Origin of the sequence: Pseudomonas sp., from assembly GCF_049300855.1 — a bacterium.
Taxonomy (GTDB): Bacteria; Pseudomonadota; Gammaproteobacteria; order Pseudomonadales; family Pseudomonadaceae; genus Aquipseudomonas.
Map to the genome: position 1 here is coordinate 57,203 of NZ_JBAQKH010000059.1, position 21,411 is coordinate 78,613.

Below are 21,411 nucleotides of genomic sequence, written 5' to 3' on the forward strand. Positions count from 1 at the left end.
AATTTCCGGACAGCAGATGGGTGCACGCAGGCAGGTGCGTCAATGTGCCATTTTTCAGTGCGTCAGCGCCATCCCCTTAGCCAGCTAACTAACTGACTGACCGTCGACTGCAAAGTGATTGCACAACGCCATGGTCTGAATCTTGCCTTGCTTCTCCCCTTGAACGCGGGCGCCTTACAAAGGCGACCGACAATGGGAAGTTTCGCTACAGAGCCGGCCTACAGAGCGGGCAAGAGTGAACTTTCGAGGCCTTTTAGCAGGGCACAACATCAACGTCGCACGACCGCGATGCACGCCATTGGTGCGTGGTGTCCAGAGGAGTCATGGGGCATGCAGGCTTTCCTTTCACCGGGGATCAAATTGCTGGGGCGGTTTGGCTTCGCAGGTAAATTCCAGTTGTTGTTTCTGCTGTTCATTCTGCCGTTGGCCGGTAGCCTGTTGATGATCGGCCAGGACTATCGCGACAAGCTCAATCTGATTTCCGGCGAACGTGCCGGCGTGCGCCAGTTGCTCGCACTGGATGCGCTGGACAACCTGCTCGCCGCGCAACGTGACCGTGCCGCCCGTTGGCGCGCCACCGAAACCAATCGCCAACCGACACCGGCCACCCTCGCCGCGATGGGCGCGTTCGACGCGGTGCAACCGGCCGTCCAGCAAGCCACTACAGATTTGGGCAACGCCTTGAAAAAAGAAGGTGCCGAAGGCGAAACCCTCACCCGCTATCAAGCGCTACAAACTGCATTGAACGGTCTGGATTCGAAAAGCCTCAGCAGCGTCGGTTGGTGGCCGGACGGTTACGACCGTTTCACCAACGCCCTCAGCGCCCTGCAAGCGTTGCGCGAGCAGATCGTCATGGACAATCGCCTGACCCTCGCGCCGTGGCTGGAAACCTACCTGCTGACGCAGATATCAACGCAACACGCGCCGGACCTGATCGAACGCGTCGGCCGACTCGCCGCCGTCGGCCAGGCCTCAGTAGTCTCCGGCCAGTTCACCCTGCAAAGCCGTCTGCAATTGCGCGACTTGCGCAGCCGCATCGGCGATGCCCGCGAGCAATTGGTCAAAACCGCCACGCTGCTCGAAGCGCGCTTGCCGAAGGATCAGCAGAGCTGGGCCAGCCAATACCACGACAGCTTGAAACGCCTCGACAGCGGTTTGAAGGTGCTGGATGACGGCGTGTTCGGCGGCAGCATCACGCTCAAACCGGACGACTTTGAACGCAACCTCGACGCCCTGCTGACCGACCTCGCCGCCCTGCGCCAACAGTCATTGGTATCGCTGGATCAACGACTCGATGCCTACCACAGCTCGGCGATCCGTCAGTTCATCATCGTCGCAGCCATTTTCGGCTGCCTGCTGCTCGCGGCGCTGTATTTGTTCGTCTGCCTGCAAGCTTCGATTCGCCGCAGCGCCAGCGGCATCACCCTGCTCGCCGAAGCCCTGCGCGATGGCAACCTCAGCCTGCAAGTGCCGGTGGTGGGCCGCGATGAGCTGGCGGCGATCAGCACTGCGCTAAACGTTGCCGTGGTGCAACTGCGCACGAGCATGCTCGGTGTCGATCACGAGACCTCACAGTTGAGCCACGCCGTGCGTAGCCTCAACGAGCACTCCAGTGGCGCCCTTGGTGAAGTCGAGGCGCAGCAATTGCAGATCAGCCAGATCGCCGCAGCCGCCACGCAATTGGCCGCGACCTCGCAAGGCGTGGCGCAAAGTTGTGAACAGGCTTCCGGCAGCGCCCAACACACCCGGCGCATCGCCGCCGACAGCAGCCGCGACAGCCAGCGCACCACGGCGAGTATTCAGCAGCTCAATCAGCGTTTGAATGAAACGGCTGCAGCGTTGGGTCGGGTCAGTGAACAAGGTCAGCAGATTCAATTGGTGGTCGACACCATTCGTGGCGTCGCCGAACAGACCAATCTGCTCGCGCTTAACGCCGCTATCGAAGCTGCGCGAGCCGGTGAACAGGGTCGCGGTTTTGCCGTGGTCGCCGATGAAGTGCGCAGCCTGTCGCAACGCACGCAGTCGTCCACCGCGCAGATCGCCGGCACCGTCGACAGCTTGCGCGCGACGGTCAACGAAGCCGTGAGTTTGATGGAAGCGGCGTGCGGCCAGGCGCAAACCGATGCCGAGTCGGTGACTGGTCTCGGTGAACGCCTGGGCGAAATCGCCAGCGCCGTGCAGAGCGTCACCGACACGTTGGCGCAGATCGCCACAGCAGTTGAAGAACAAGCGAGTACCGCCGACGAGGTCAGCGGCAATATTCAGCAGGTCGATCAGGCGGCCGTACGTTTGCTTGAAGGCGCACGGGCGGTAAACCTTGCGGCGGACACTCTGAGCCAGGGCAGTAAAGCGCTGAGCGACAACACCGCGCGCTTCCGTCTCAGTTGATCATGGCCTCAGGAAAGTCCGTTTCCAGCTCAGCCTTGAGCCATTGAATGAACCACGCCACATCCGCCGAGAGCTCGGCGGACGGCGTCAGCACCCGATAGCTCTCCAGCTTCACCTGAGCGTCGACGGCGCGCACCAGTTTGCCGCTGGCGAGTTCATGGCGCACCAGCACCTCGTTGGCCAGCGCAATGCCCTGCCCGCTCTCGGCGACTGACAGCGCGTGGTCATTGTTGACGTAAAGCATGTCGGAATTGAGATGGATATCGAGATCGTGCGCGGCGAACCACAGGTTCCACCATTCGCCGTCATCGACGTGGATCAGATCGTTTCTGACCAGATCAGCGGGACTGTTGATCGGGGCAATGCTGGCCAGATACGCCGGCGTGCAGATCGGAAAAACCCGTGGGCAAATCAGCGCTTCCCGTGAGTCGGCATATTGCCCGTCGAGGCCGTAGACGATGCCCAGATCGGCGCTTTTGCCATCCACTTCAGTGAAGGTCGAATTCGGTTCGATCGCCAGTTTCAATCCCGGCCGCAAATGCCGCAGCGCTTCGATCCTCGGCATCAACCAGCGCTTGGCAAACCCCGGCACCACCATGATGCGCAACCAGCGCTCGGCATCTTTCGGCTGAGCTTCTTTGCCCGCCTCGATGATCAACTGCAAAGCGGCGCTGATCTTGCGGTGGTACTTCTCCCCCGCCGGGGTCAGGTTGACCCCGCGTGAGGTGCGTTCGAACAATTGAATGCCCAACCAGTCCTCAAGCAATTTCACGTGGCGACCAATCGCAGGCTGGGTCACGTGCAGGGCTTTCGAGGCTTCGACGTAGCTGCCCAGACGGGCGGCGGCATCAAAGGCGCGCACCGCGTTGAGCGGCGGCAAACGGTGGTCGGGCATGATTCCTGGCACCTTCGGCTGTTAAATTAACTAACACCTGCCATGTTTAAATTGAAGTGTCGCGCCGCGCAAGCCCTGGCTGATAATCGAGCCACAGCAGAACAATAAAACAGCTGGTTTCACACCCGAACGCAATCTCGATCCTGCCCAAAAAAATAATATCCATGGCCGACGGCAACGCTTTGCACAGCGAGTCGCAGGCGATGGGGGAATCGGAGGTAACGCATGAATGCCCTGCATTCGCTGCAAACGCTGGCGGTCTCGATCCGCTCGGTGCGCAAGGTTTACGGTGATCCGCAGACCGGTCCGGTGGCGCTGAAAAGCATCGACCTGGACATCCGCGACAACGAATTCTTCACCCTGCTCGGCCCGTCCGGCTGCGGCAAGACCACGCTGCTGCGGATGATCGCCGGTTTTGAATTTCCCACCGAGGGCGAGATCCTGCTCTACGGCGAAAACATCGCTGATCGCCCGCCGTTCCAGCGACCGGTCAACACGGTGTTCCAGCATTACGCACTGTTCCCGCACATGACCATCGCCGAGAACCTCGCTTTCGGTCTTGAATCACAGCCGATGGGCAAAGTTTTGACCAAGGCGCAAATCGCCGAGCGCGTGCGCGAGATGTTGGCGCTGGTGCAGATGGAGCGCTTCGCCAACCGCAAACCGGCGCAACTCTCTGGCGGTCAGCAACAACGTGTAGCCCTCGCCCGCGCTTTGGCACCGCATCCGAAAGTGTTGCTGCTCGATGAGCCACTGTCGGCGCTCGATCTCAAGCTGCGCCAGGCGATGCGCGAAGAGCTGAAAAGCATTCAGGCCAAGACCGGTATCACCTTCATCTTCGTCACCCACGACCAGGAAGAAGCGCTGACCATGTCCGACCGCATCGCCGTGCTCTCCGAAGGCGAAGTGCAGCAGGTCGGGCGGCCTGAAGACATCTACGAACGCCCGCGCAATCGCTTCGTTGCTGACTTCATCGGCGAAACCAATTTCATCGAAGGCACCGTCACTCGTGTGGAAGACGGTCAGGCGTGGTTCGCCGGGCCGGCCGGGCATCCACTGCCGGCGCAACCGTGCAGCGATGTGCAGGTCGGCGCCAACGTAACTTTGTCGGTACGCCCGGAGCGCCTGCATCTGCTGCCGGCCAATAGCGAAAACGCGCTGCCGTGCCGAATCGAAGCGCAGATCTATCTCGGCACTGATCTGCAATATCGGGTCAGCCTCAGCGACGGTTCGCACCTCACCGTGCGTACGCCCAACTGCGTCGACCAGAGCCTGCGCTTTGTCGTCGGCAGTCAGGCCGGTCTGTTGTTCGACCGTGGAAGCGCCAGCGTCCTGCACGAGTAAGCCGGAGGAATTGCCATGCACGCCTTACCGATTGCCAACACGCTGGAACGCCGCAAGGCTTTCCAGAGTTTCCTCGGGGTCAGCCCGGCGCTGATCGCCATCTGTTTGTTTCTGGTGGTGCCAATCCTCATCGTCATCGGCTATTCGCTGATGGAGGCCAACCCCTACGGCGGGGTCAATAAAGTCTTCAGCAGCGACGCCTACACCTCGCTGCTGTTCGAGCGCCAACTCGATGACAGCCTCGCGTTTGCCGACTCGTATTTGATCATTGCCCTGCGCTCGATCGGCATTGCCGGACTGACCACCATCATCACGTTGCTGATCGGTTTTCCGGTCGCCGTGTGGCTGGCGATGCAGCCGGCGCATCGTCGCGGCTTGCTGATTTTTCTGATCACCGTGCCGTTCTGGGCCAACCTGTTGATCCGCACTTACGCGTGGATTCTGCTGCTGCGTAACACTGGAGTTATCAACAACAGCCTGATGGGCATGGGCGTTATCCACGAACCGTTGCAGTTGTTGTACACCGACGGCGCGGTGCTGCTGGGGCTGGTTTACACCTATGCGCCGTTCGTGGTGTTGCCGATCTACGCGACGCTGGAAAAGATGGATATCCGCCTGCTCGAAGCCGCGCAGGATCTCTACGCCGGACGCATACGCACCTTGCGCAAAGTGGTATTGCCCATCGCCAAGCCGGGGATTCTCGCCGGCGCCATCCTTACTTTCGTACCGTGCCTGGGCGCGATGATCGCTCCGGAATTGCTCGGTGGCGGCACGCGGATGATGCTCGGCAACCTGATCTTCCGGCAGTTCAGCGATGCGCGTAACTGGCCGTTCGGTGCGGCGTTATCGCTGGTGCTGATGGCTGCGGTGATGTTGGTGCTGACCGTGTATGCCTTGCGCGCCGAGCGTCAGCGCATCGCCAAAGGAGGTGCGTGATGATCGGCATATTCAAACGCAAAGGGCTGGGCGTGCAGGACTTCCCCGGCTTCGGCGGCTTCAGTTTTCTGTTCTATCTGTACCTCTACGCGCCGATCGTGGTGCTGGTGGTGTTCTCGTTCAACGCCAACCAATCGGCAACGGTGTGGACCGGTTTCAGCCTCGACTGGTATCGCGCCGCATTCGCCAATCAGGCCTTGCGCCAGGCCGCCGGCAACAGCCTGTTGATCGCGGTGTGCGCGAGCATGATCGCCACGGCGATTGCCACCCTCGCCGCCCTCGGCACCTCGCGCGGGGCCAAGTTCAAGGGCCTGCACTTGTCGATGGGCGCGATCATGTTGCCGCTGGTGTTGCCGGAAATTGTCGTCGGTGTGGCAACGCTGGCACTGTTCTCGACCATCGGTCTGTCGCTGGGCTACGGCAACCTGATCATCGCGCACACGGTGTTCTGCATTCCCTTCGCCTACCTGCCGATTCGCGCAAGGTTGAACGACATGGACCTGTCGCTGGAACAAGCTTCCGCCGACCTCTACGCCGGCCCGTGGCGGACCTTTCGCAAGGTCACTTTGCCGCTGCTGATGCCAGGGATTTTCTCCGGACTGATGCTGGCCTTCATCGTCTCGCTGGATAACTTCGTGATCTCGATGATGGTCTCCCAGGCCGGCACCACGACCCTGCCGATCTTCATCTTCGGCCTGCTGCGCATGGGCGTGACACCCGACGTCAACGCCGTGTCGACGCTGATCCTCGGCGTCTCGGTGCTGTTCGTCAGCCTCTCTTACCTGTTGGGCAAAAAGAACGCCTGAACCTTCTACGACCTGTGGGGAAATAGCATGAGCAAGTGGATAAAAAGCGTTGGCACTTCGTTGTTCCTGGCTGTGCCGCTGGCGATGGCTGGCAGCGTTCAGGCCGCCGAAAAACTCAACGTGGTCAGTTGGAGTGGCTACTTTTCGCCGGAGATTCTCGCCAAGTTCCAGAAGCAGACCGGCATCGAAGTCACCGTCGACTCCTACGATTCCAACGAGACGCTGCTGGCGAAATTGAAACAGGGCGGCGCCGGTTATGACGTGGCGATTCCATCGCACCAGTTCGTGCCGATCCTGATCAAGGAAAACCTGCTCGAACGCTTCGACCCGGTCAAGGAGCCCTACTACGCCAGCGTTGTGGATAACCTGAAAAAACCGAGCTGGGACCAGGAGGGCGCATATTCGGTGCCGTTCATCTGGGGCACCACCAGCGTCGTGCTGGACTCGGCGCGCTACAAAGGCCCGGCCGACAGCTACAAGGTTTTGTATGAGCCGCCAGCCGAATTGCAGGGACGCATCAACATGTTCGATTCGGTCAGCGACATGGTCGACATGGCCAGCCTCTATCTGAACATTCCGCTGTGCAGCGAAGACCCGAAACAGATGCAGCAGGTGCTGACGCTGCTCAAGGCGCAGAAGCCATTCGTGAAAACCTACAGCTCCAAGGCCGGCTCGATTCGCGAGAACCTCGCCTCGGGTGAAATCGACATGTCGATGTTCTGGGGCGGTTCTTCGATGCGTGCCCGCGAGATGAAACCAACGCTGAAATACCTCTACCCGAAAGAAGGCGTGCTGGCCTGGGTCGACAACATGGTCATCCCTGCCGGCAGCAAAAATCCGGCGAATGCCAAGGCGTTTATCGCCTTCCTCAGTCAACCGGAAAACTCGGCGATGACGCAGAACTTCCTCAAGCACCAGAGCCCGATCAAAGGCGTCGAACCGTTCCTCGACGCAGCGCTCAAGGATGCCCCGGAATTGCACATTCCCGAAGGGACGAATGTGGTGTTCAGCAAGACTTGCGGCGAAGGCGCGATCCGCCTCGCTGACCGTCTCTGGACCAACCTGATGCGTTGATCGCTACCGCCCCGTCGCACTGGCGGGGCGCTCTTCCAGCCGTCTGAAAGGCCGCTTGCAATGAACTCTAATAACATCAGCGAACTGGTCCTGTTGCAGGCCCATGAACTCGCCGAACGCATCCGCCTGCGTCAGGTTTCCTGCCGGGAAGTGATGCAGACTTACCTTGCCCATATCGAACGATTCAACCCGTTGGTCAATGCGTTGATCAGCCTGCAATCACCGGAACATCTGCTGGCTCAGGCCGATGAACGCGATGCCGAACTGGCGCGTGGCCAATACCGTGGCTGGATGCATGGCTTGCCTCATGCGATCAAGGATCTGTCGCTGACCCAAGGCATCCGCACCACGCTGGGGTCGCCGCTGTACAAGGACTTTGTGCCTGAGCGCGACGGCATCATGGTCGAGCGGATTAAGGCGGCCGGCGCGATCATTATCGGCAAGACCAACACCCCGGAATTCGGTCTCGGTTCGCAGAGTTATAACCCGTTGTTTGGTGCAACTGCTTGCGCGTATGAACCGAGCAAAACCGCAGGCGGCAGTAGCGGTGGCGCGGCGGCGGCGCTGGCGATGCATCTGCTGCCTGTCGCGGATGGCAGCGACATGATGGGCTCGCTGCGTAATCCGGCGGCGTTCAACAACATCTTTGGGTTTCGCCCGTCGCAGGGGCGTGTGCCGTTCGATGACAGTGCGGATCTGTTTTTTGATCAGCTCGGTTATGAGGGGCCGATGGCGCGCAGTGTGAAAGATGCGGCGCTGCTGTTGTCGGTGCAGGCTGGCGGTGATGCGCGGTCGCCGTTGTCCATCGCTGAATCCGGTGAGGCGTTTGCGGCGCCGTTGGAGCGTGATTTCAAAGGTACACGTTTGGGTTGGCTGGGCGATTTCGGTGGTTATCTGCCGATGGAGCAAGGCGTTCTGTCGTTGTGCGAGAAGACCTTTGCTGATTTTGAGAGCCTTGGCTGCCAAGTCGAGTCGGTTGAGCCGGGTTTCGCGCCTGAGCGGCTGTGGAGCAGTTGGCGGACGTTGCGGCACTGGATGGTCGCGGGATCGTTGGGCGCGACGTATGCCGATCCGCAGAAACGTACATTGTTGAAGCCGGAAGCGATTTGGGAAGTGGAAAACGGCCTGAAGCTGTCGGCCAGTGAAGTGTTCGCCGCCTCAGTGGTTCGCAGCGATTGGTATCGGGCGATTTCTCGGCTGTTCGAAAAGTACGATTACCTGCTGCTGCCCAGCGCCCAAGTGTTCCCGTTCGATAAAACCCAGCCTTGGCCAACGTCTATCGAAGGCGTGGCGATGGACACGTATCACCGCTGGATGGAGGTGGTCATCCCCGGCACGCTGTCGGGCTGCCCGGTCGCCAATGTCCAGGCCGGGTTCAATGCGCAGGGTTTACCGATGGGCCTGCAAATCATCGGCAAGCACCAGGCCGACTTCGCTGTCCTGCAATTGGCGCACGCGTATGAACAGGCCAGTCGCTGGTTCCAACGCTGCCCTTCGCCGCTGTTGAGTCAGTGATTTTGATAAACGGTTGAAAGCGTAGAAAAAATTTTTAAATTTACGCTTGACGCTTTTCCATTTCAGGGGAATAATGCGCGCCACTTGGCTACATAGCTCAGTTGGTTAGAGCATAGCATTCATAATGCTGGGGTCCGGGGTTCAAGTCCCTGTGTAGCCACCAAGTACTAAAAACGGCTTACCGAAAGGTAGGCCGTTTTTTTATGCCTGCAATAATCCCCCGCCCGGTTACCGACCTCTCCGAATCACTGTTTGCGCTAGAGGTGTAGCGATGCGCTACCACCGATCAATGGGGTCGCAGTCGCTCACCAGTCAGACTTTCTTACAGTCTGCACTTCGCTTTTTTTCACATAAGCCAATATCAAATTCAAGATAATGCCTTCCTCACAACCAGGCTTTTAGCCAGGTAACACGGGCCTCGCCCGCCATAAAATTCAAGATAATCAAAAGTGCTATTTGAGAAAAATGCCGCTATCCCTGCGGGTTAGCGGCGTTTTTTCCTACGCAAATAGCGTTGCGGGTTTACTCGGACGCTTCATCTATTCCGCTGTAATCACCAGACACCCTTTCATCACACGCACTTTGACGTTCTCGTTCACCTCGAATCCCGCTTGCCTCAACCACAGTCCGCGAAGCCTGATCCAGGGCACCGGTTTGGCGGGGCTGTAGGATTTTTCCTTTGTGTGGACGGGGTAAAAATCAGCGGCGATTTTCAACCGGCGTTCAGTGATGGGGGTTGATGACGTATGATTGGTTTTAGCCATGATTAGCTCCTGTTTAGCTGCTTGTGGTTAGCGGGGCCAGGGTGTTCGCGCACCTTGGTTCCGCGTTCTTTGGGTTACTTCAAATTTCTTTGTCTTCGTCGCTCGCTTTGGTCGCTGCCTGTGCGATCAGTGCGTCGAGCATCTGCGCAATGACCTTCTGTTGAACCTTCGAAAGCTCATTGATGGACTGCAACCGTCTATACCACGTCGAGGTCAAGCTGCGTCTGGGCGTCTCCGTGTACGAGGGAACCCCGAGCAGGTCTTCAACAGGCACGCGCAGCGCAAATGCCATCTTCACAAGTGTCGTGACCGGCATGCTGCGCGTGCCCTCCTCGTAGCCCTGAAAGGTTTGCCGGGAAAGACCTAAAGCCCTTGCAAACCGCGTCTGTGTGATCTCGTGCACTGTGCGTAAGTGAGCAATGCGACTGCCCATCGCCACCAGAAAATCGCGATCCTCATTGGAAATGCTCATGACAATGGCCGACTGAAAATAGAGTTGATTGGCAACGGACTCATCCTTTTCATCTGAAATCCATCCTGGAAAAACAACGGAAAACATCCTCAGGTAAAGGCGCGTAAGTTGTCGACCTGAAAAATCTGTAGGACAAATTCAGACGCGCCCTCCATCCAAAGCAAAAGACTACAAACGCGAAGCACCGCTGGTTCATCTGAATCAATCGCCAATCAACAGGCCGAGAGAGCGCTGTAGGAAACAGTTCCGATTCAGGTACGAATTGGATTTTTCGTAAAACCACCCGCCTGAAACTCACCCCATCGGTTTGCCCGAATCCCCCATTGACCGACAAGCTTCCCTGGCTCGATTCAAAGCCATACAGGGAGTTGTCATGGCTCGATTCAAATCTCTCTTCGATGAAGATTGGCCTTGGGAACGTCCGAGATGGAACGGCTCGTGGGCGGCTTGGAATCCACCTCCCCCGCCGGAGCCGGTGTACGTTGAAAAGGATGAATGGCCAACGCCCAAGCCGCGTGAAGATCAGGTATTCGCCAAGTCCTGCACTGTGGATAACTGGTGCCGAACGGACGCCGGTAAGGCCCCCGAACCCGCCAGCAACTTCGGCAAGGTCATGGTCGCCGGCGCCATGCTCTTGCCCTCTGCCAGCACCGCTGTCGCGACAGCGATAGGCGCCGATCTGGCCTTGGGGCGCTTGGCGGGCGGCGGGATTCTGCAACAACGCCTCAACTGGGCAATTCGCGGCGCCGCTGGGCCGGCCAGCGTGTTCATCCTCGGGATGCTGCCGACCCGCATGGGCGACGGCACGCTGCACACCGACGAACAACTGCGCCGCATGAGCCGCGCCCCCACTCGTGTGCGCTTCCAGTTTCGGCGTGATGCCGAAGGGGCCATGCAGGTTTACGGCATCCACTCCGGCGCTTCGGGCGATGACTCGGTGCGTACCGTCAAAGTCGAGTGGAACAGCGACAAGACTGCAATGGAGGCCAAGCTCAACGGCATCACGATTTTGTGGACGCCGCAACGCGGGCCACTCGGTTCAATGCCGCCGCTGGTGTATCCCGAACACGGCGAGCAATTGAACACGATCCTTGTTCACCCGATTCCAGAAAACACTGATACCCAGATAGAAGGCCTGCCCGGCGAGGACATGACTGCCGAGGATTGTATTCTGGTGTTCCCTGCGGACACTGGTTTGAAGTCACTGTATGTGGTGTTTTCGAGGCCGGCCAGACTGACGCCGGGTACGGTGACGGGTGTTGGTGAGGATGTGTCGGGGATATGGCTTGCTGGCGCGGGAACAGGGATCGGTGCGCCGATTCCGACACGGATTGCGGACAGGCTGAGGGGGCGGGAGTTTTCAAGCTTTGACAAGTTTAGGAAGGCGTTCTGGGAGGAGGTGGCGAACGATTCTGAGCTGCTCAATCAATTCAAAAGTACGAACCAAGGGAAACTTATCGACGGCAGATCTCCTTTTGCACCTAAGTCAGAGCATCACGGAGAGAAAGCAAAGTATGAGATACATCACATCGAGCATATCCAGGATGGTGGCGCAGTTTATGATGTTGACAACCTGGCTGTAATGACTCCGAAGCGGCACGTAGAGATTCACAGAGAAGATAGAAATGGCTACTAGACAGAATTTTTCGGATTACACGGAACAAGAGTTCATTGAGCTGCTTGAGCGCATCATGGGAAACGATGAAACCGAGGAGGAAGAAAGCAGACTCGTATTTCACTTCAATTCTATTTGCGGACATCCCGAAGGATCCGATTTGATTTTCTATCCGGCCGAGGATGCCGATGACTCTGCGAAAGGCATCACCGAAACCGTGAAAGAGTGGCGCACCGCCAATGGACTTCCGGGTTTCAAGCAATAGGTATCGAACGCAAAATATGCTCTCTCCTTTTACCAAAAGCAGTATTTCGGAGTACACCGAGGGCGAGTTCGTCGCGCTGCTGGAAGAGCTCGCCAAAGAAGATGAAGAAGCTGAAAACGATGATCGTGCTGACATGCTGCTGTTGCACTTCGAGAAAATCATTGAGCACCCAGCAGGTTCGGACCTGATCTACTATCCAGAGTCTGGAGCGGATAACTCCCCCGAGGGTGTAACGCGAATTGTGAAAGACTGGCGAGCGGCGCAGGGATTGCCAGGGTTCAAGGGTGCTTAACAACTCGCCGCTTCATAGAGACGCGTCACCCGATCAACAGCCGGGACCTGAGCAGGTTTACACGACTTCGATAAATTACGGGTTAGCACGCCAAGAACTTACTTATTTTTTAGCAGAAGTGACAACTTGGCCAAAAAAATTTCTGACTATAGGGAAGAGCAATTTATTTATCTGCTGCAGCAAATATTCATATCCAACACGGACGGTACGTCAGAGACAGTGCTGGCGGATATGTTAGATAACTTCAGTGCGCTGGCCGAACATCCCGCGGGCACTGACTTGATCTATTGGCCAGAGGATGGGGCGCAATGCTCCCCTGAAGGCATAACGGCGACCGTAAAAGAATGGCGCGCCGCGAATGGACTGCCTGGGTTTAAGCAATAAGTACTAATTTACACCTCGAGATGATCACCGAACTTGTGGCGAGGGGATAAAGCTCCTCACCACAACGCTATGTCTGACCTAGTCACGACAGGGCTAACAACCCCTTCGCCCAGATCTGCCGAGTCCGCAGCCCCACCATCGCCCGCCAATCCGGATCAGCCGGATAAAACTGCTCCAGCAAATTCACTTTGATCCCCCGCCCCGTCGCATCAAGCGGATCGCCATGCAAATGCAGCCAATGGTCATCGCGCAAATGCCGATGCACATCCGGCCCCGGATACGTCCCGCACTCGATCACGAACGGCATCAACTGCACGTCCGGTAAGGCATTGAGCAACGCCTGCGAGGTGTACCCCGTAGCCGTCGCTGCCACTCCGGTTTCGCTCAAGGTGTCGGCGCCGGTGTGCAGCGTGTAAAGCCAGGGGCCATAAATTGCCTGGGCCTGCGCGAGTGCCGGGTACGGCGCCTGGGTGATGGTCAGCAACATCGGATGACCGTACTCACCGGCGCCGGTGTGCAGGTCGAAACACATCACGGTTTCAGCGCCAGCCAGATGCGTTTCGATGATTTGATGCAAGGTGCGATTCGACCAGCTCGGCGCGCGGCCACCGTAAAACAGTCCGTCGGGATGGCTGTGCTGACCGCCCTCGACAATCGACATCACCGCCGGCCAGCCGTGTTCGTTGATCTGTGCGTCGAGCAAGGCATCGGCGCGTTGGCGCTCGGGGCCGTGCAAATCGGTGCAGGCGTAGATTTCATGCAGTGCGGCGTAAGCGCGGTTGTCCGGCAGCGGCCCGGTGAAATCCAGATGATTGCGGTTGAGGTCGATGTTGTCCTCGTTGACCCGGCGTAGCCACGCCGTGCCCCATGGGTTGATCAGGTGCACCATCACCACCGCGACATCCTTGGGCAGCGAGCCCGGTACGAATGCCTTCAGCCATTCGATCTGACAATCCGAGCCGTAATAGCCCTCGACGCCGTGCGTACCGCTGAGTGCTACCAGACGACGTTTGGCCTGCGGATTGCCGAGTACGGCGACGTCGGTGCTCAGCGGTTCGCCGAATGGCCCGCAGCGTGGATGTGCGTAGGAGGTGAGCGTGGCGCCGGCGGCAGTGGCGGCGGTGATGAACTGTTCGCGTTGCTCGCGGTAGCTGGACTCGGTGGGGAACTCGCTGTGCATATCAGCCTCTTGTTGATCTTGTAATTGTGGGAGCGAGCTTGCTCCGGGCGGCGTTCCGACGAAAGCGGTTGGACATTCAACATTTCTGCCGACTGACACTGCGCATTCGCGAGCAAGCTCGCTCCCACAGGTGCTCAGTGCAGCTCAACGGATTTGCGGTTGACCCTAGCGAACATCCGCCCCGAAAAGAAAGACAAAAATGCCCATCGGTTTGCGTCACGACCGGGCGGTCGATAAAGTCCCTGAGACTTTTATCCCACGGACGGAGAGCCCGCGTGTTTTCAGCCTTGCCCTTGAGCCGCTTTCGCCTGCCAGCCCTGACGCTGATCATCAGCGCCCTGACGCTCGCCGCGTGCAACGCCCCACCCTCCTCGACCTTGCCGCTGGCACCGGAAGCCGCGTCCGGTTTCCGCACCGATCTGCAAACCCGTCACGCCAGCAAACACATGGCCGCCGCTGCCAACCCCTTGGCTGCTGAAGCCGGTCGCAAGATGCTGCGTCAGGGCGGTTCGGCGATTGATGCGGCGATTGCGATGCAAGCGGTGCTGACCCTGGTTGAGCCGCAATCGTCCGGGATCGGCGGCGGCGCGATGATCGTGTTGTGGGACGGCAAACAGGTGCGCACGTATGACGGTCGCGAAACCGCACCGGCCGGCGCCACCGAGAAGCTGTTCTTGCGTGCCGATGGCCAGCCGATGTCGTTCCCGCAGGCGCAGATCGGCGGTCGTTCGGTCGGTACGCCGGGCGTGCTGCGCGCGCTGGAAATGGCGCATAAACAACACGGTCGCCTGCCATGGGCGAAGCTGTTTGAACCGGCGATCAAACTGGCCGAGCAAGGTTTTGCGATATCCCCGCGTTTGCATTCGTTGCTGGAAGCAGACCCGGTGATCCGCCAGTCGCCCGAAATGGCCAAGTACTTCCTCAACGCCGATGGCAGCGTCAAAGCCGTCGGCACGCGTCTGCAAAACCCGGCATTGGCCGCCGTGCTCAAACGCATCGCCAACGAAGGCCCGGACGCACTGTACAAAGGCCCGATCGCCGAAGAAATCGTTGCCAAGGTGCAAGGCCACGCTAACCCCGGCAGCCTGTCGCTGAACGATCTGCAGCGCTATCAGGCCAAGGAACGTGCACCGCTGTGTACTGATTACAAGCGCTGGCAGGTCTGCGGCATGCCGCCACCGTCGTCGGGCGGGATCGCCGTGGCGCAGATTCTCGGCACGTTGCAGGCGCTGGAAACCCGCGATCCACGTCTTTCGCTGACGCCGCTGAAACCGGTAAAGACCGACAAACCGGCCGGCATTGAGCCGGATCCGCAAGCCGTGCATCTGATCGCCGAAGCCGAGCGTCTGGCCTACGCCGACCGCGCGCAATACGTCGCCGATACCGACTTCGTGCCGGTGCCGGTCAAAGGCCTGGTCGACCCGGGTTATCTGGCCAGCCGCGCCAGCCTGATCGGCGAACGCAGCATGGGCAGCGCCAAACCGGGCACGCCACCGGGTGTGCAGGTGGCCTACGGCCCGGACCGTTCGCCGCTGCGCATCTCCACCTCGCAAGTGGTCGCGGTGGATGACCTCGGCGGCGCCGTGTCGATGACCACCACCATCGAAGCCGCGTTCGGTTCGCACCTGATGGTTCAGGGTTTCCTGCTCAACAACCAGATGACCGACTTCTCGTTCATCCCCGAAGAGAACGGCCAGAAAGTCGCCAACCGCGTCGAACCCGGCAAACGTCCACGCTCGTCGATGGCGCCAACACTGATCTTCGATCGCCGCAGCGGCGAATTCGTCGCCACCGTCGGCTCGCCGGGCGGTTCGCAAATCATCGAATACGTGGCGAAAACCACCGTCGGCCTGCTCGACTGGCACCTCGACCCGCAAAGCGCCATCAGCCTGCCCAACTTCGGCAGCCGCAATGGCCCGACCGAACTGGAACAAGGCCAGTTCAGCCCGGCGCTGATTCAGGCACTGAAAGACAAAGGGCATGCGGTGAATGAAATCGACATGACCAGCGGCACCCAGGCCATCGTGCGGGTCAAGGATGCACAGGAGAAAGCGTCGTTGGAGGGTGGCGCGGATCCACGGCGTGAAGGGGAAGCGTTGGGGGATTGAGGCTAGGAGGCAAACAAAAAAGGCTTACCGCGAGGTAGGCCTTTTGTTTAGCACACTGCGTATTTCAAATCGGGATGTTTAAAAACTGCGAGATAAACAGAGAACCGTCCCACAAGGTTTTCAGGTTGTCCGTCGGACGTCAGCTCTCTAGCCTGTACTCGTCGCTGCCAATTCAGTGACCGGGATTGGAAACCCCGAGTAGAACCGAGCGCACAAGCGCCTTTCATAACGTATCCTTGCGCACCTTCATGGTGTGCACTCCGTTATGGCGGCTGTGCGCGGGAGACCTTCGGGTCAACCGGGTTCTCCGTTCCCCGGGTTTCCAACCTGCGTACAGCTGCCACCTATTCGTTCGGAAACCGAATCGGCCAGCTCCAATCCTGATCGGAGAACACCATGAAAAAACCAACACCCAATCCCCCCGAAACAGACACCGACCCAACATCCCCGTACGCAACCATCGACAGCAAAAAACTCAACGAAGCGGCCGACCGCGCCCTCGACCACTACCTCAAACCGACCATTCACATCATGGCGTCCACCCGCGTAGCTGAACCCATGTACCTCGCCAACCCGGTCTACGACACCGAATCCCTGCTGGCCAATGCCAGCGAAACCCTGGGCTCGGTCACCGAGATGCTCAACAATTTCGCCGCTGTGCTGGATAGCGCGCACCGCAAGACCGCGCTGGGTATCGCGCAAATCGTCATGCTGAGTGAGCTGGCGGTGAATCAGGCGCTGGATAACGTTCAGCCGGTTACGTAGTTTTCGCAATGCATAAAAAATCCGATGCCGTGCAGGCATCGGATTCTTATTTCCTGGCGTTGCCCGGAATAAATCTGGCGTCCCTTTTTGCCCTATTAGGCGGGCTCCTTTGAAGTGGAGTAATCCATGAACGTACGCCCGATTCATAACGAAGACGACTATCGTGCGGCGCTTAAGAACGTGTCTGCACTTTTCGACAACGAGCCAGTACCGGGCACTGCTGAAGGCGATCACTTCGACATCATGATCAGCCTTATCGAAGCCTACGAGGCCACACAGCTTTCCCATCCAAAATCTATGGCTCAGCGATTCGCCAGCAGATGCGCACCAAACAACAGATAGCAACCGCCCGCGAAGCGATCCAGCCATTGCCGCGAACGCTCATACACACCGGCGATCCGCCGACTGGCGAAGAACAGCGCGACGCAGCAATACCAACTGAACGACAACGTCGCCATGGTCAGCACCGCCAGCGCCAGCAACAGCGGCGGGATGTGAGCCGGCATGGCGGTGGCGAAGATGGTGGCGACGAACAGTGCGGACTTGGGATTGGTCATGTTGCCCAGAAAGCCACGCCCGTATGCGCCGAGCAACGTTTGCTCCGAGGTATCGAGCGTGCCCGGGACGATCGGTGCCTTGCGCTTGAACTGTTTGAGCCCGAGGTAGATCAGGTAACAGCCACCGGCAATCTTGAAGCTCAGGTACAGCGTCGGCGCGGCACTGAACAGCGACTGAATGCCCAGGCCACCCGCCAGCCCCCACAACACGGTTCCGCTGGCCACGCCGAGCGCCGCGACTACGCCATGACGGCGGGAACGGCTGACCGCCAGTTGCGCGATGTTGAAGAAGTTCGGGCCTGGGGTGACCACCGCGACTGTCCACAACAGGGCCAACGACAGCAACGGCGCCAGATAACTCGAAAGGGAAAGATCCATGGGGGTATGCGCCTGATTGGGTTCGACGATGCCCTCTACCTTGCAACATCCCGCAACGTTTTGCCATCAGCCGCCATTCAGACCGCTAGCGTCTTGCCATCCACCGCATCACCAATCTTCAGGAAATGCCCGCCTGCCACGTGGTGCAAGGTGCGCAAACCGTCATGCCCTTCGAAATGCCAGCGCCCGTCGCTGAACACGCGTTCATCGGCGTGGGCAGCGATGACTTCGGCGAGGAACAGGTCGTATTGCTCATGGTTGCGCGGCTCCGGGAGCAAACGGCATTCCAGCCAGGCGACGCAGCCGTCGAGCAGAGGGGCTTGGACTTGTTCGCCGGCAAACGTCTGCAAGCCGTACGCCTGAAACTTGTCTTGCCCTTGGGTTTGAGTGATCTCCAGGCCCGAGGTATTGCCGACGGTTTGCACGATGTCGGCTTGATCGACGCACGGGACGTTGAGCACGAAGGTGCCAGACGCCTCGAGTAACTGGCGGGTCCAGGTGGATTTGTCGAGGACGACGGCGACTTTCGGCGGTTCGAAATCCAAAGGCATCGCCCAAGCGGCGGCCATGATATTGCGCTGGCCATCGTGGGCGGCGCTGACCAGTACGGTCGGCCCGTGGTTGAGCAAACGGTAGGCTTTGTTCAGGGGCACCGGGCGGCGGTGGGAATCGCTCATGGGAATCTGCTCCGGGGAAAAGGAGCAGATTGTAGCGCTGCCACTGAAGAAACACAGAACCTGTGGGAGCGAGCCTGCTCCGGGCGGCGTTCCGACGAAGGCGATAGGTCAGTCACATCAATGTTGAATGACACACCGCTTTCGCGAGCAGGCTCGCTCCCACATGGGATCAGTGCAGGTCAGTGGGAGAGTTGGTTGGCAAACTGGCCGACCGCGTTGACGACTTTCTGCGCACCGTCCTGAATCTCGACAATCACCGTGCCCGCCTCGGCCGCCAGCGCCAGGCCTTGTTCAGCCTGAAGCTTGCCGTCGGTCATCAGCGCCACGGCGTTACGCGCCATTTCCTGGTTCTGCCGCACCACGGTGACAATCTCTTCGGTCGCCTGGCTGGTGCGCGACGCCAGTTGCCGTACTTCGTCAGCCACCACGGCAAAACCACGGCCCTGCTCACCGGCGCGCGCCGCCTCGATAGCAGCGTTGAGCGCCAGCAGGTTGGTCTGTTCGGCAATGCCGCTGATGGTTTTGACGATAGTGCCGATCACCTGCGACTGCTCGTTCAGTGCCTCGATGCCCTCACCGGCAGCCTGCATGTGCCGCGACAGATCACGCATTACGTTGACCGCTTCAGTCACCACCGTGGTACCGCGCTGGGCGGTGCTGTCGGTTTGCTGCGAAGTGCTGTAGGCAATGCTCGCCGCGTCGGCGACGGCTTGTTCGCGATTGACCTGATCGGTGATCACCGTGGCGAACTTCACCACTTTGTACAGTTTGTTGTTGGCATCGACCACAGGGTTGTAGGACGCCTCCAGCCACACCGTACGACCATGGCTGTCGACACGCTTGAAGCGGTCAGCGACGAACTCGCCATTGTTCAGACGCCGCCAGAAGTTCTGGTACTCGGCGCTGTTGTATTCCTCCGGAGCGCAGAACGTCCGGTGATGTTTGCCCTTGATCTGCGCCAGGCTGTAACCCATGCCGCTGAGAAAACGATCGTTGGCGTTCAGCACGTTGCCGTTGAGGTCGAACTCGATCACCGCGGTCGAACGCACCAGTGCTCCGATCAGGTTTTCGTGTTCACGGGAGGCTTCGATCGTGCGGGTCAGGTCGCTGGCGAACAGCGAAATGTGCTTGATCCGCCCATCCGAAGAACGCACCGGTTGCACGATCGAACGCAGCCACGCTTCTTCACCATTGCCACGCAACAGGCGCACGGCGCCGGCGAAGTGCTCGCCGCGGGTCATGGCGTTTTTGAAGCGGTGGTGGAATTCGTCAGACTTCACATGCGCCGGGACGATGTCTTCAATCGCCCGACCGATCAGGTCCTGGCTCTTGTAGAGCATCTCGGTGAGGAAGTTCTGGTTGACCGACTGAATGCGCCCGTCGGGCTCAAGGTTCAGCACCAGCATCTCGCTTTCCAGGCTTTCCTTCACCTGCACAAGGCTGGAGAGTTCTTCACGAAGAGCGGCCAGCTCTTGCTTCAGGCGTTTGTTGAACATGGGGAGTACCGATGGGCAGGTTGGAAAGCGGGATACAGCCTAACCATCGGCCTTGAAAATCTTTTCTGAAGAGCGCTGGCGACTCGTCAGTCAAAAATAGTTCTGAACGGTAAAGTCACGCAGCTCCGGCCACCTGACACTGCCCCGAACGCGGCATCCGTGCACCAAAATACGCCGCCGTCAGGAGACCCACCACGCCCATCACCGCGCAGAACATCACGCAGATCCATGGACTCCACGGCATCAGACCGATCAGCAGCAGCGGTGTGATACTGGCCCAGATGGCGTAGGCAATGTTGTAGGTAAAGGAAATGCCTGACACGCGAATACGCGCCGGGAACAACCCGACCATCACCGATGGCACTGCGCCGACAACACCGCAAGTCAGACCGGCCACCGCGTAAGCCAGGCCTACCCAGTTACCGCCCGTGATCAGGCAGCCATATAGCAAGCCGATGCCCAAGGGCAGCAGCAAGCTATAGAGCATGACCGTGCGCCACGCGCCAATGCGATCGACCAGCAACCCGGCGATCACGCAGCCGATGTTGAGGAAGACAATGCCCAGGGCACTGAGGGCGAAGGTGTGGCTGGCGGTCATGCCGAAGGTTTTCTGCATCATGGTCGGGGTGATCACTACGAACACCACCACCGCCGAGGTCAACACACAGGTCAGCAGCATCGCCGGCCACATGGCCAGTCGATGCTCACGCAGCACCGTGCGCAACGGCAGTTCAACCCGCGCCTCGCGCTGCGCTTCCATGGCCATGAACACCGGGGTTTCGCTCAACCAGCGACGCAGGTAAACGCCGATCACACCGAAGACGCCACCGAGCAGGAATGGATAGCGCCAGGCGTAATCAAGGATTTCCGCCGGGGTGAATACTTGTGCGAGAAACGTCGCGGTCAATGCGCCGATCAGGTAACCGAAGGTCAGGCCGGCCTGCAAAAAGCCCAAGGCATACCCGCGATGGCCGGTCGGCGCGTGCTCGGCGACAAACACCCAGGCGCTCGGCACCTCACCGCCCACCGCCGCACCTTGGAGGATGCGCAACGCCAGCAGCAACAGCGGTGCGAAATAACCGATCTGTGCATAAGTCGGCATGATCCCGATCAGCAGGCACGGCAGCGCCATCATCAGGATGCTCAGGCTGAAGACTTTCTTGCGCCCGAGTTTGTCGGCGAAATGCGCCATCAGAATCCCACCCAGCGGCCGCGCCAGATAACCGGTGACAAAAATCCCGAAACTTTGCAGCAAACGCAGCCATTCGGGCATTTCCGGAGGGAAAAACAACTGGCTGAGGGTCAGGGCGAAGAACACGAAAATGATGAAATCGTAGATTTCCAGCGCGCCGCCAAGGGCCGCAAGGCCGAGGGTCTTGTAGTCGGAACGGCTGAACGGCGCAGGTTTGGCCGTGGATTGGGCAGTCATGGCAAAGAACTCGGAAACAGGCAAAAAACCAAGGCGCCCATGGTCTACGCAAATGGGCGGATGGACAACCC

20 protein-coding genes, 1 tRNA gene and 2 pseudogenes are annotated in these 21,411 nt (G+C 59.2%); 14 read left to right on the top strand and 9 right to left on the bottom strand.

The window, feature by feature from the left end:
* Positions 1–330: 330 nt before the first annotated feature.
* Positions 331–2,388, top strand: a complete 2,058-nt coding sequence (locus WA225_RS28070) for a methyl-accepting chemotaxis protein (RefSeq protein WP_422610459.1) — start codon at positions 331–333, stop codon at positions 2,386–2,388.
* On the opposite strand, the gene WA225_RS28075 is transcribed toward WA225_RS28070, so the two are convergent.
* Positions 2,381–3,283, bottom strand: coding sequence for a LysR substrate-binding domain-containing protein (locus WA225_RS28075; RefSeq protein WP_422610460.1), 903 nt, complete (start codon positions 3,281–3,283; stop codon positions 2,381–2,383). The genes WA225_RS28070 and WA225_RS28075 overlap by 8 nt on opposite strands.
* Before the next feature lie 225 nt (positions 3,284–3,508).
* Here WA225_RS28075 and WA225_RS28080 point away from each other — a divergent pair, with 225 nt between their 5' ends.
* The 6 genes from WA225_RS28080 to WA225_RS28105 all read left to right on the top strand — a co-directional run bounded on the left by WA225_RS28080 (position 3,509) and on the right by WA225_RS28105 (position 9,121).
* Positions 3,509–4,627, top strand: coding sequence for an ABC transporter ATP-binding protein (locus tag WA225_RS28080; protein ID WP_422610461.1), 1,119 nt, complete (start codon positions 3,509–3,511; stop codon positions 4,625–4,627).
* 15 nt (positions 4,628–4,642) lie between these two features.
* Positions 4,643–5,563: an ABC transporter permease gene (locus WA225_RS28085; protein WP_422610462.1), complete on the top strand. Its 921-nt coding sequence runs from the start codon at positions 4,643–4,645 to the stop codon at positions 5,561–5,563.
* Positions 5,563–6,369, top strand: coding sequence for an ABC transporter permease (locus tag WA225_RS28090; RefSeq protein ID WP_116255190.1), 807 nt, complete (start codon positions 5,563–5,565; stop codon positions 6,367–6,369). Before WA225_RS28085 ends, WA225_RS28090 begins: the two co-directional genes overlap by 1 nt.
* A gap of 27 nt (positions 6,370–6,396) precedes the next feature.
* On the top strand, positions 6,397–7,443 hold the full coding sequence (locus tag WA225_RS28095; RefSeq protein ID WP_422610463.1) for an extracellular solute-binding protein: 1,047 nt from the start codon (positions 6,397–6,399) through the stop codon (positions 7,441–7,443).
* Between the two features lie 60 nt (positions 7,444–7,503).
* Positions 7,504–8,958 carry an amidase gene (locus WA225_RS28100; RefSeq protein ID WP_422610464.1) on the top strand — a complete coding sequence of 485 codons (1,455 nt, stop codon included), beginning with the start codon at positions 7,504–7,506 and terminating at the stop codon, positions 8,956–8,958.
* An 86-nt stretch (positions 8,959–9,044) separates the two neighbouring features.
* Positions 9,045–9,121: transfer RNA gene (locus WA225_RS28105), tRNA-Met, on the top strand.
* 376 nt (positions 9,122–9,497) lie between these two features.
* On the opposite strand, the gene WA225_RS28110 is transcribed toward WA225_RS28105, so the two are convergent.
* Positions 9,498–9,722 carry a SymE family type I addiction module toxin gene (locus tag WA225_RS28110; protein WP_034156047.1) on the bottom strand — a complete coding sequence of 75 codons (225 nt, stop codon included), beginning with the start codon at positions 9,720–9,722 and terminating at the stop codon, positions 9,498–9,500.
* Between the two features lie 79 nt (positions 9,723–9,801).
* On the bottom strand, positions 9,802–10,194 hold the full coding sequence (locus WA225_RS28115) for a helix-turn-helix domain-containing protein (protein ID WP_422610465.1): 393 nt from the start codon (positions 10,192–10,194) through the stop codon (positions 9,802–9,804).
* Between the two features lie 373 nt (positions 10,195–10,567).
* Here WA225_RS28115 and WA225_RS28120 point away from each other — a divergent pair, with 373 nt between their 5' ends.
* The 4 genes from WA225_RS28120 to WA225_RS28135 all read left to right on the top strand — a co-directional run bounded on the left by WA225_RS28120 (position 10,568) and on the right by WA225_RS28135 (position 12,750).
* Entirely contained in the window at positions 10,568–11,830 is a 1,263-nt protein-coding gene (locus WA225_RS28120) for an S-type pyocin domain-containing protein (protein WP_422610466.1), read from the top strand.
* Complete coding sequence (locus WA225_RS28125) at positions 11,820–12,074, top strand: bacteriocin immunity protein (RefSeq protein WP_422610467.1); 255 nt, start codon at positions 11,820–11,822, stop codon at positions 12,072–12,074. The genes WA225_RS28120 and WA225_RS28125 overlap by 11 nt, the downstream gene beginning before the upstream one ends.
* Before the next feature lie 16 nt (positions 12,075–12,090).
* Positions 12,091–12,366, top strand: coding sequence for a bacteriocin immunity protein (locus WA225_RS28130; protein ID WP_422610468.1), 276 nt, complete (start codon positions 12,091–12,093; stop codon positions 12,364–12,366).
* A gap of 126 nt (positions 12,367–12,492) precedes the next feature.
* Entirely contained in the window at positions 12,493–12,750 is a 258-nt protein-coding gene (locus WA225_RS28135) for a bacteriocin immunity protein (protein ID WP_422610469.1), read from the top strand.
* Positions 12,751–12,832: 82 nt separating this feature from the next.
* Here the strand turns inward: WA225_RS28135 and WA225_RS28140 are convergent, their stop codons facing one another.
* The gene (locus WA225_RS28140; RefSeq protein WP_422610470.1) at positions 12,833–13,930 is read right to left on the bottom strand and encodes a DUF2817 domain-containing protein; all 1,098 of its coding nucleotides are present in this window, start codon (positions 13,928–13,930) and stop codon (positions 12,833–12,835) included.
* 275 nt (positions 13,931–14,205) lie between these two features.
* On the opposite strand from WA225_RS28140, the gene ggt reads away from it, so the two are divergent.
* From ggt to WA225_RS28155, 3 genes and pseudogenes are all read left to right on the top strand, one after another.
* Positions 14,206–16,038 (top strand): gamma-glutamyltransferase, encoded by a 1,833-nt coding sequence (ggt, locus tag WA225_RS28145; RefSeq protein WP_422610471.1) that lies wholly within the window; start codon positions 14,206–14,208, stop codon positions 16,036–16,038.
* A gap of 396 nt (positions 16,039–16,434) precedes the next feature.
* Entirely contained in the window at positions 16,435–16,803 is a 369-nt protein-coding gene (locus WA225_RS28150) for a DUF6124 family protein (protein WP_422610472.1), read from the top strand.
* A gap of 126 nt (positions 16,804–16,929) precedes the next feature.
* Positions 16,930–17,082: pseudogene (locus WA225_RS28155) on the top strand (transcriptional regulator); the annotation flags it as partial.
* A gap of 23 nt (positions 17,083–17,105) precedes the next feature.
* Here the strand turns inward: WA225_RS28155 and WA225_RS28160 are convergent.
* The 5 genes and pseudogenes from WA225_RS28160 to WA225_RS28180 form a co-directional block, all read right to left on the bottom strand.
* Entirely contained in the window at positions 17,106–17,738 is a 633-nt protein-coding gene (locus WA225_RS28160) for a LysE family translocator (RefSeq protein ID WP_422610473.1), read from the bottom strand.
* Between the two features lie 77 nt (positions 17,739–17,815).
* Positions 17,816–18,415: a flavin reductase family protein gene (locus WA225_RS28165; RefSeq protein WP_368967599.1), complete on the bottom strand. Its 600-nt coding sequence runs from the start codon at positions 18,413–18,415 to the stop codon at positions 17,816–17,818.
* A 179-nt stretch (positions 18,416–18,594) separates the two neighbouring features.
* The gene (locus tag WA225_RS28170) at positions 18,595–19,203 is read right to left on the bottom strand and encodes a methyl-accepting chemotaxis protein (RefSeq protein ID WP_404943024.1); all 609 of its coding nucleotides are present in this window, start codon (positions 19,201–19,203) and stop codon (positions 18,595–18,597) included.
* Positions 19,183–19,911: pseudogene (locus WA225_RS28175) on the bottom strand (PAS domain-containing protein); the annotation flags it as partial. The gene WA225_RS28170 and the pseudogene WA225_RS28175, both read right to left, overlap by 21 nt.
* A 115-nt stretch (positions 19,912–20,026) precedes the next feature.
* On the bottom strand, positions 20,027–21,340 hold the full coding sequence (locus WA225_RS28180) for an MFS transporter (RefSeq protein WP_422610474.1): 1,314 nt from the start codon (positions 21,338–21,340) through the stop codon (positions 20,027–20,029).
* Between the last annotated feature and the right edge of the window lie 71 nt (positions 21,341–21,411).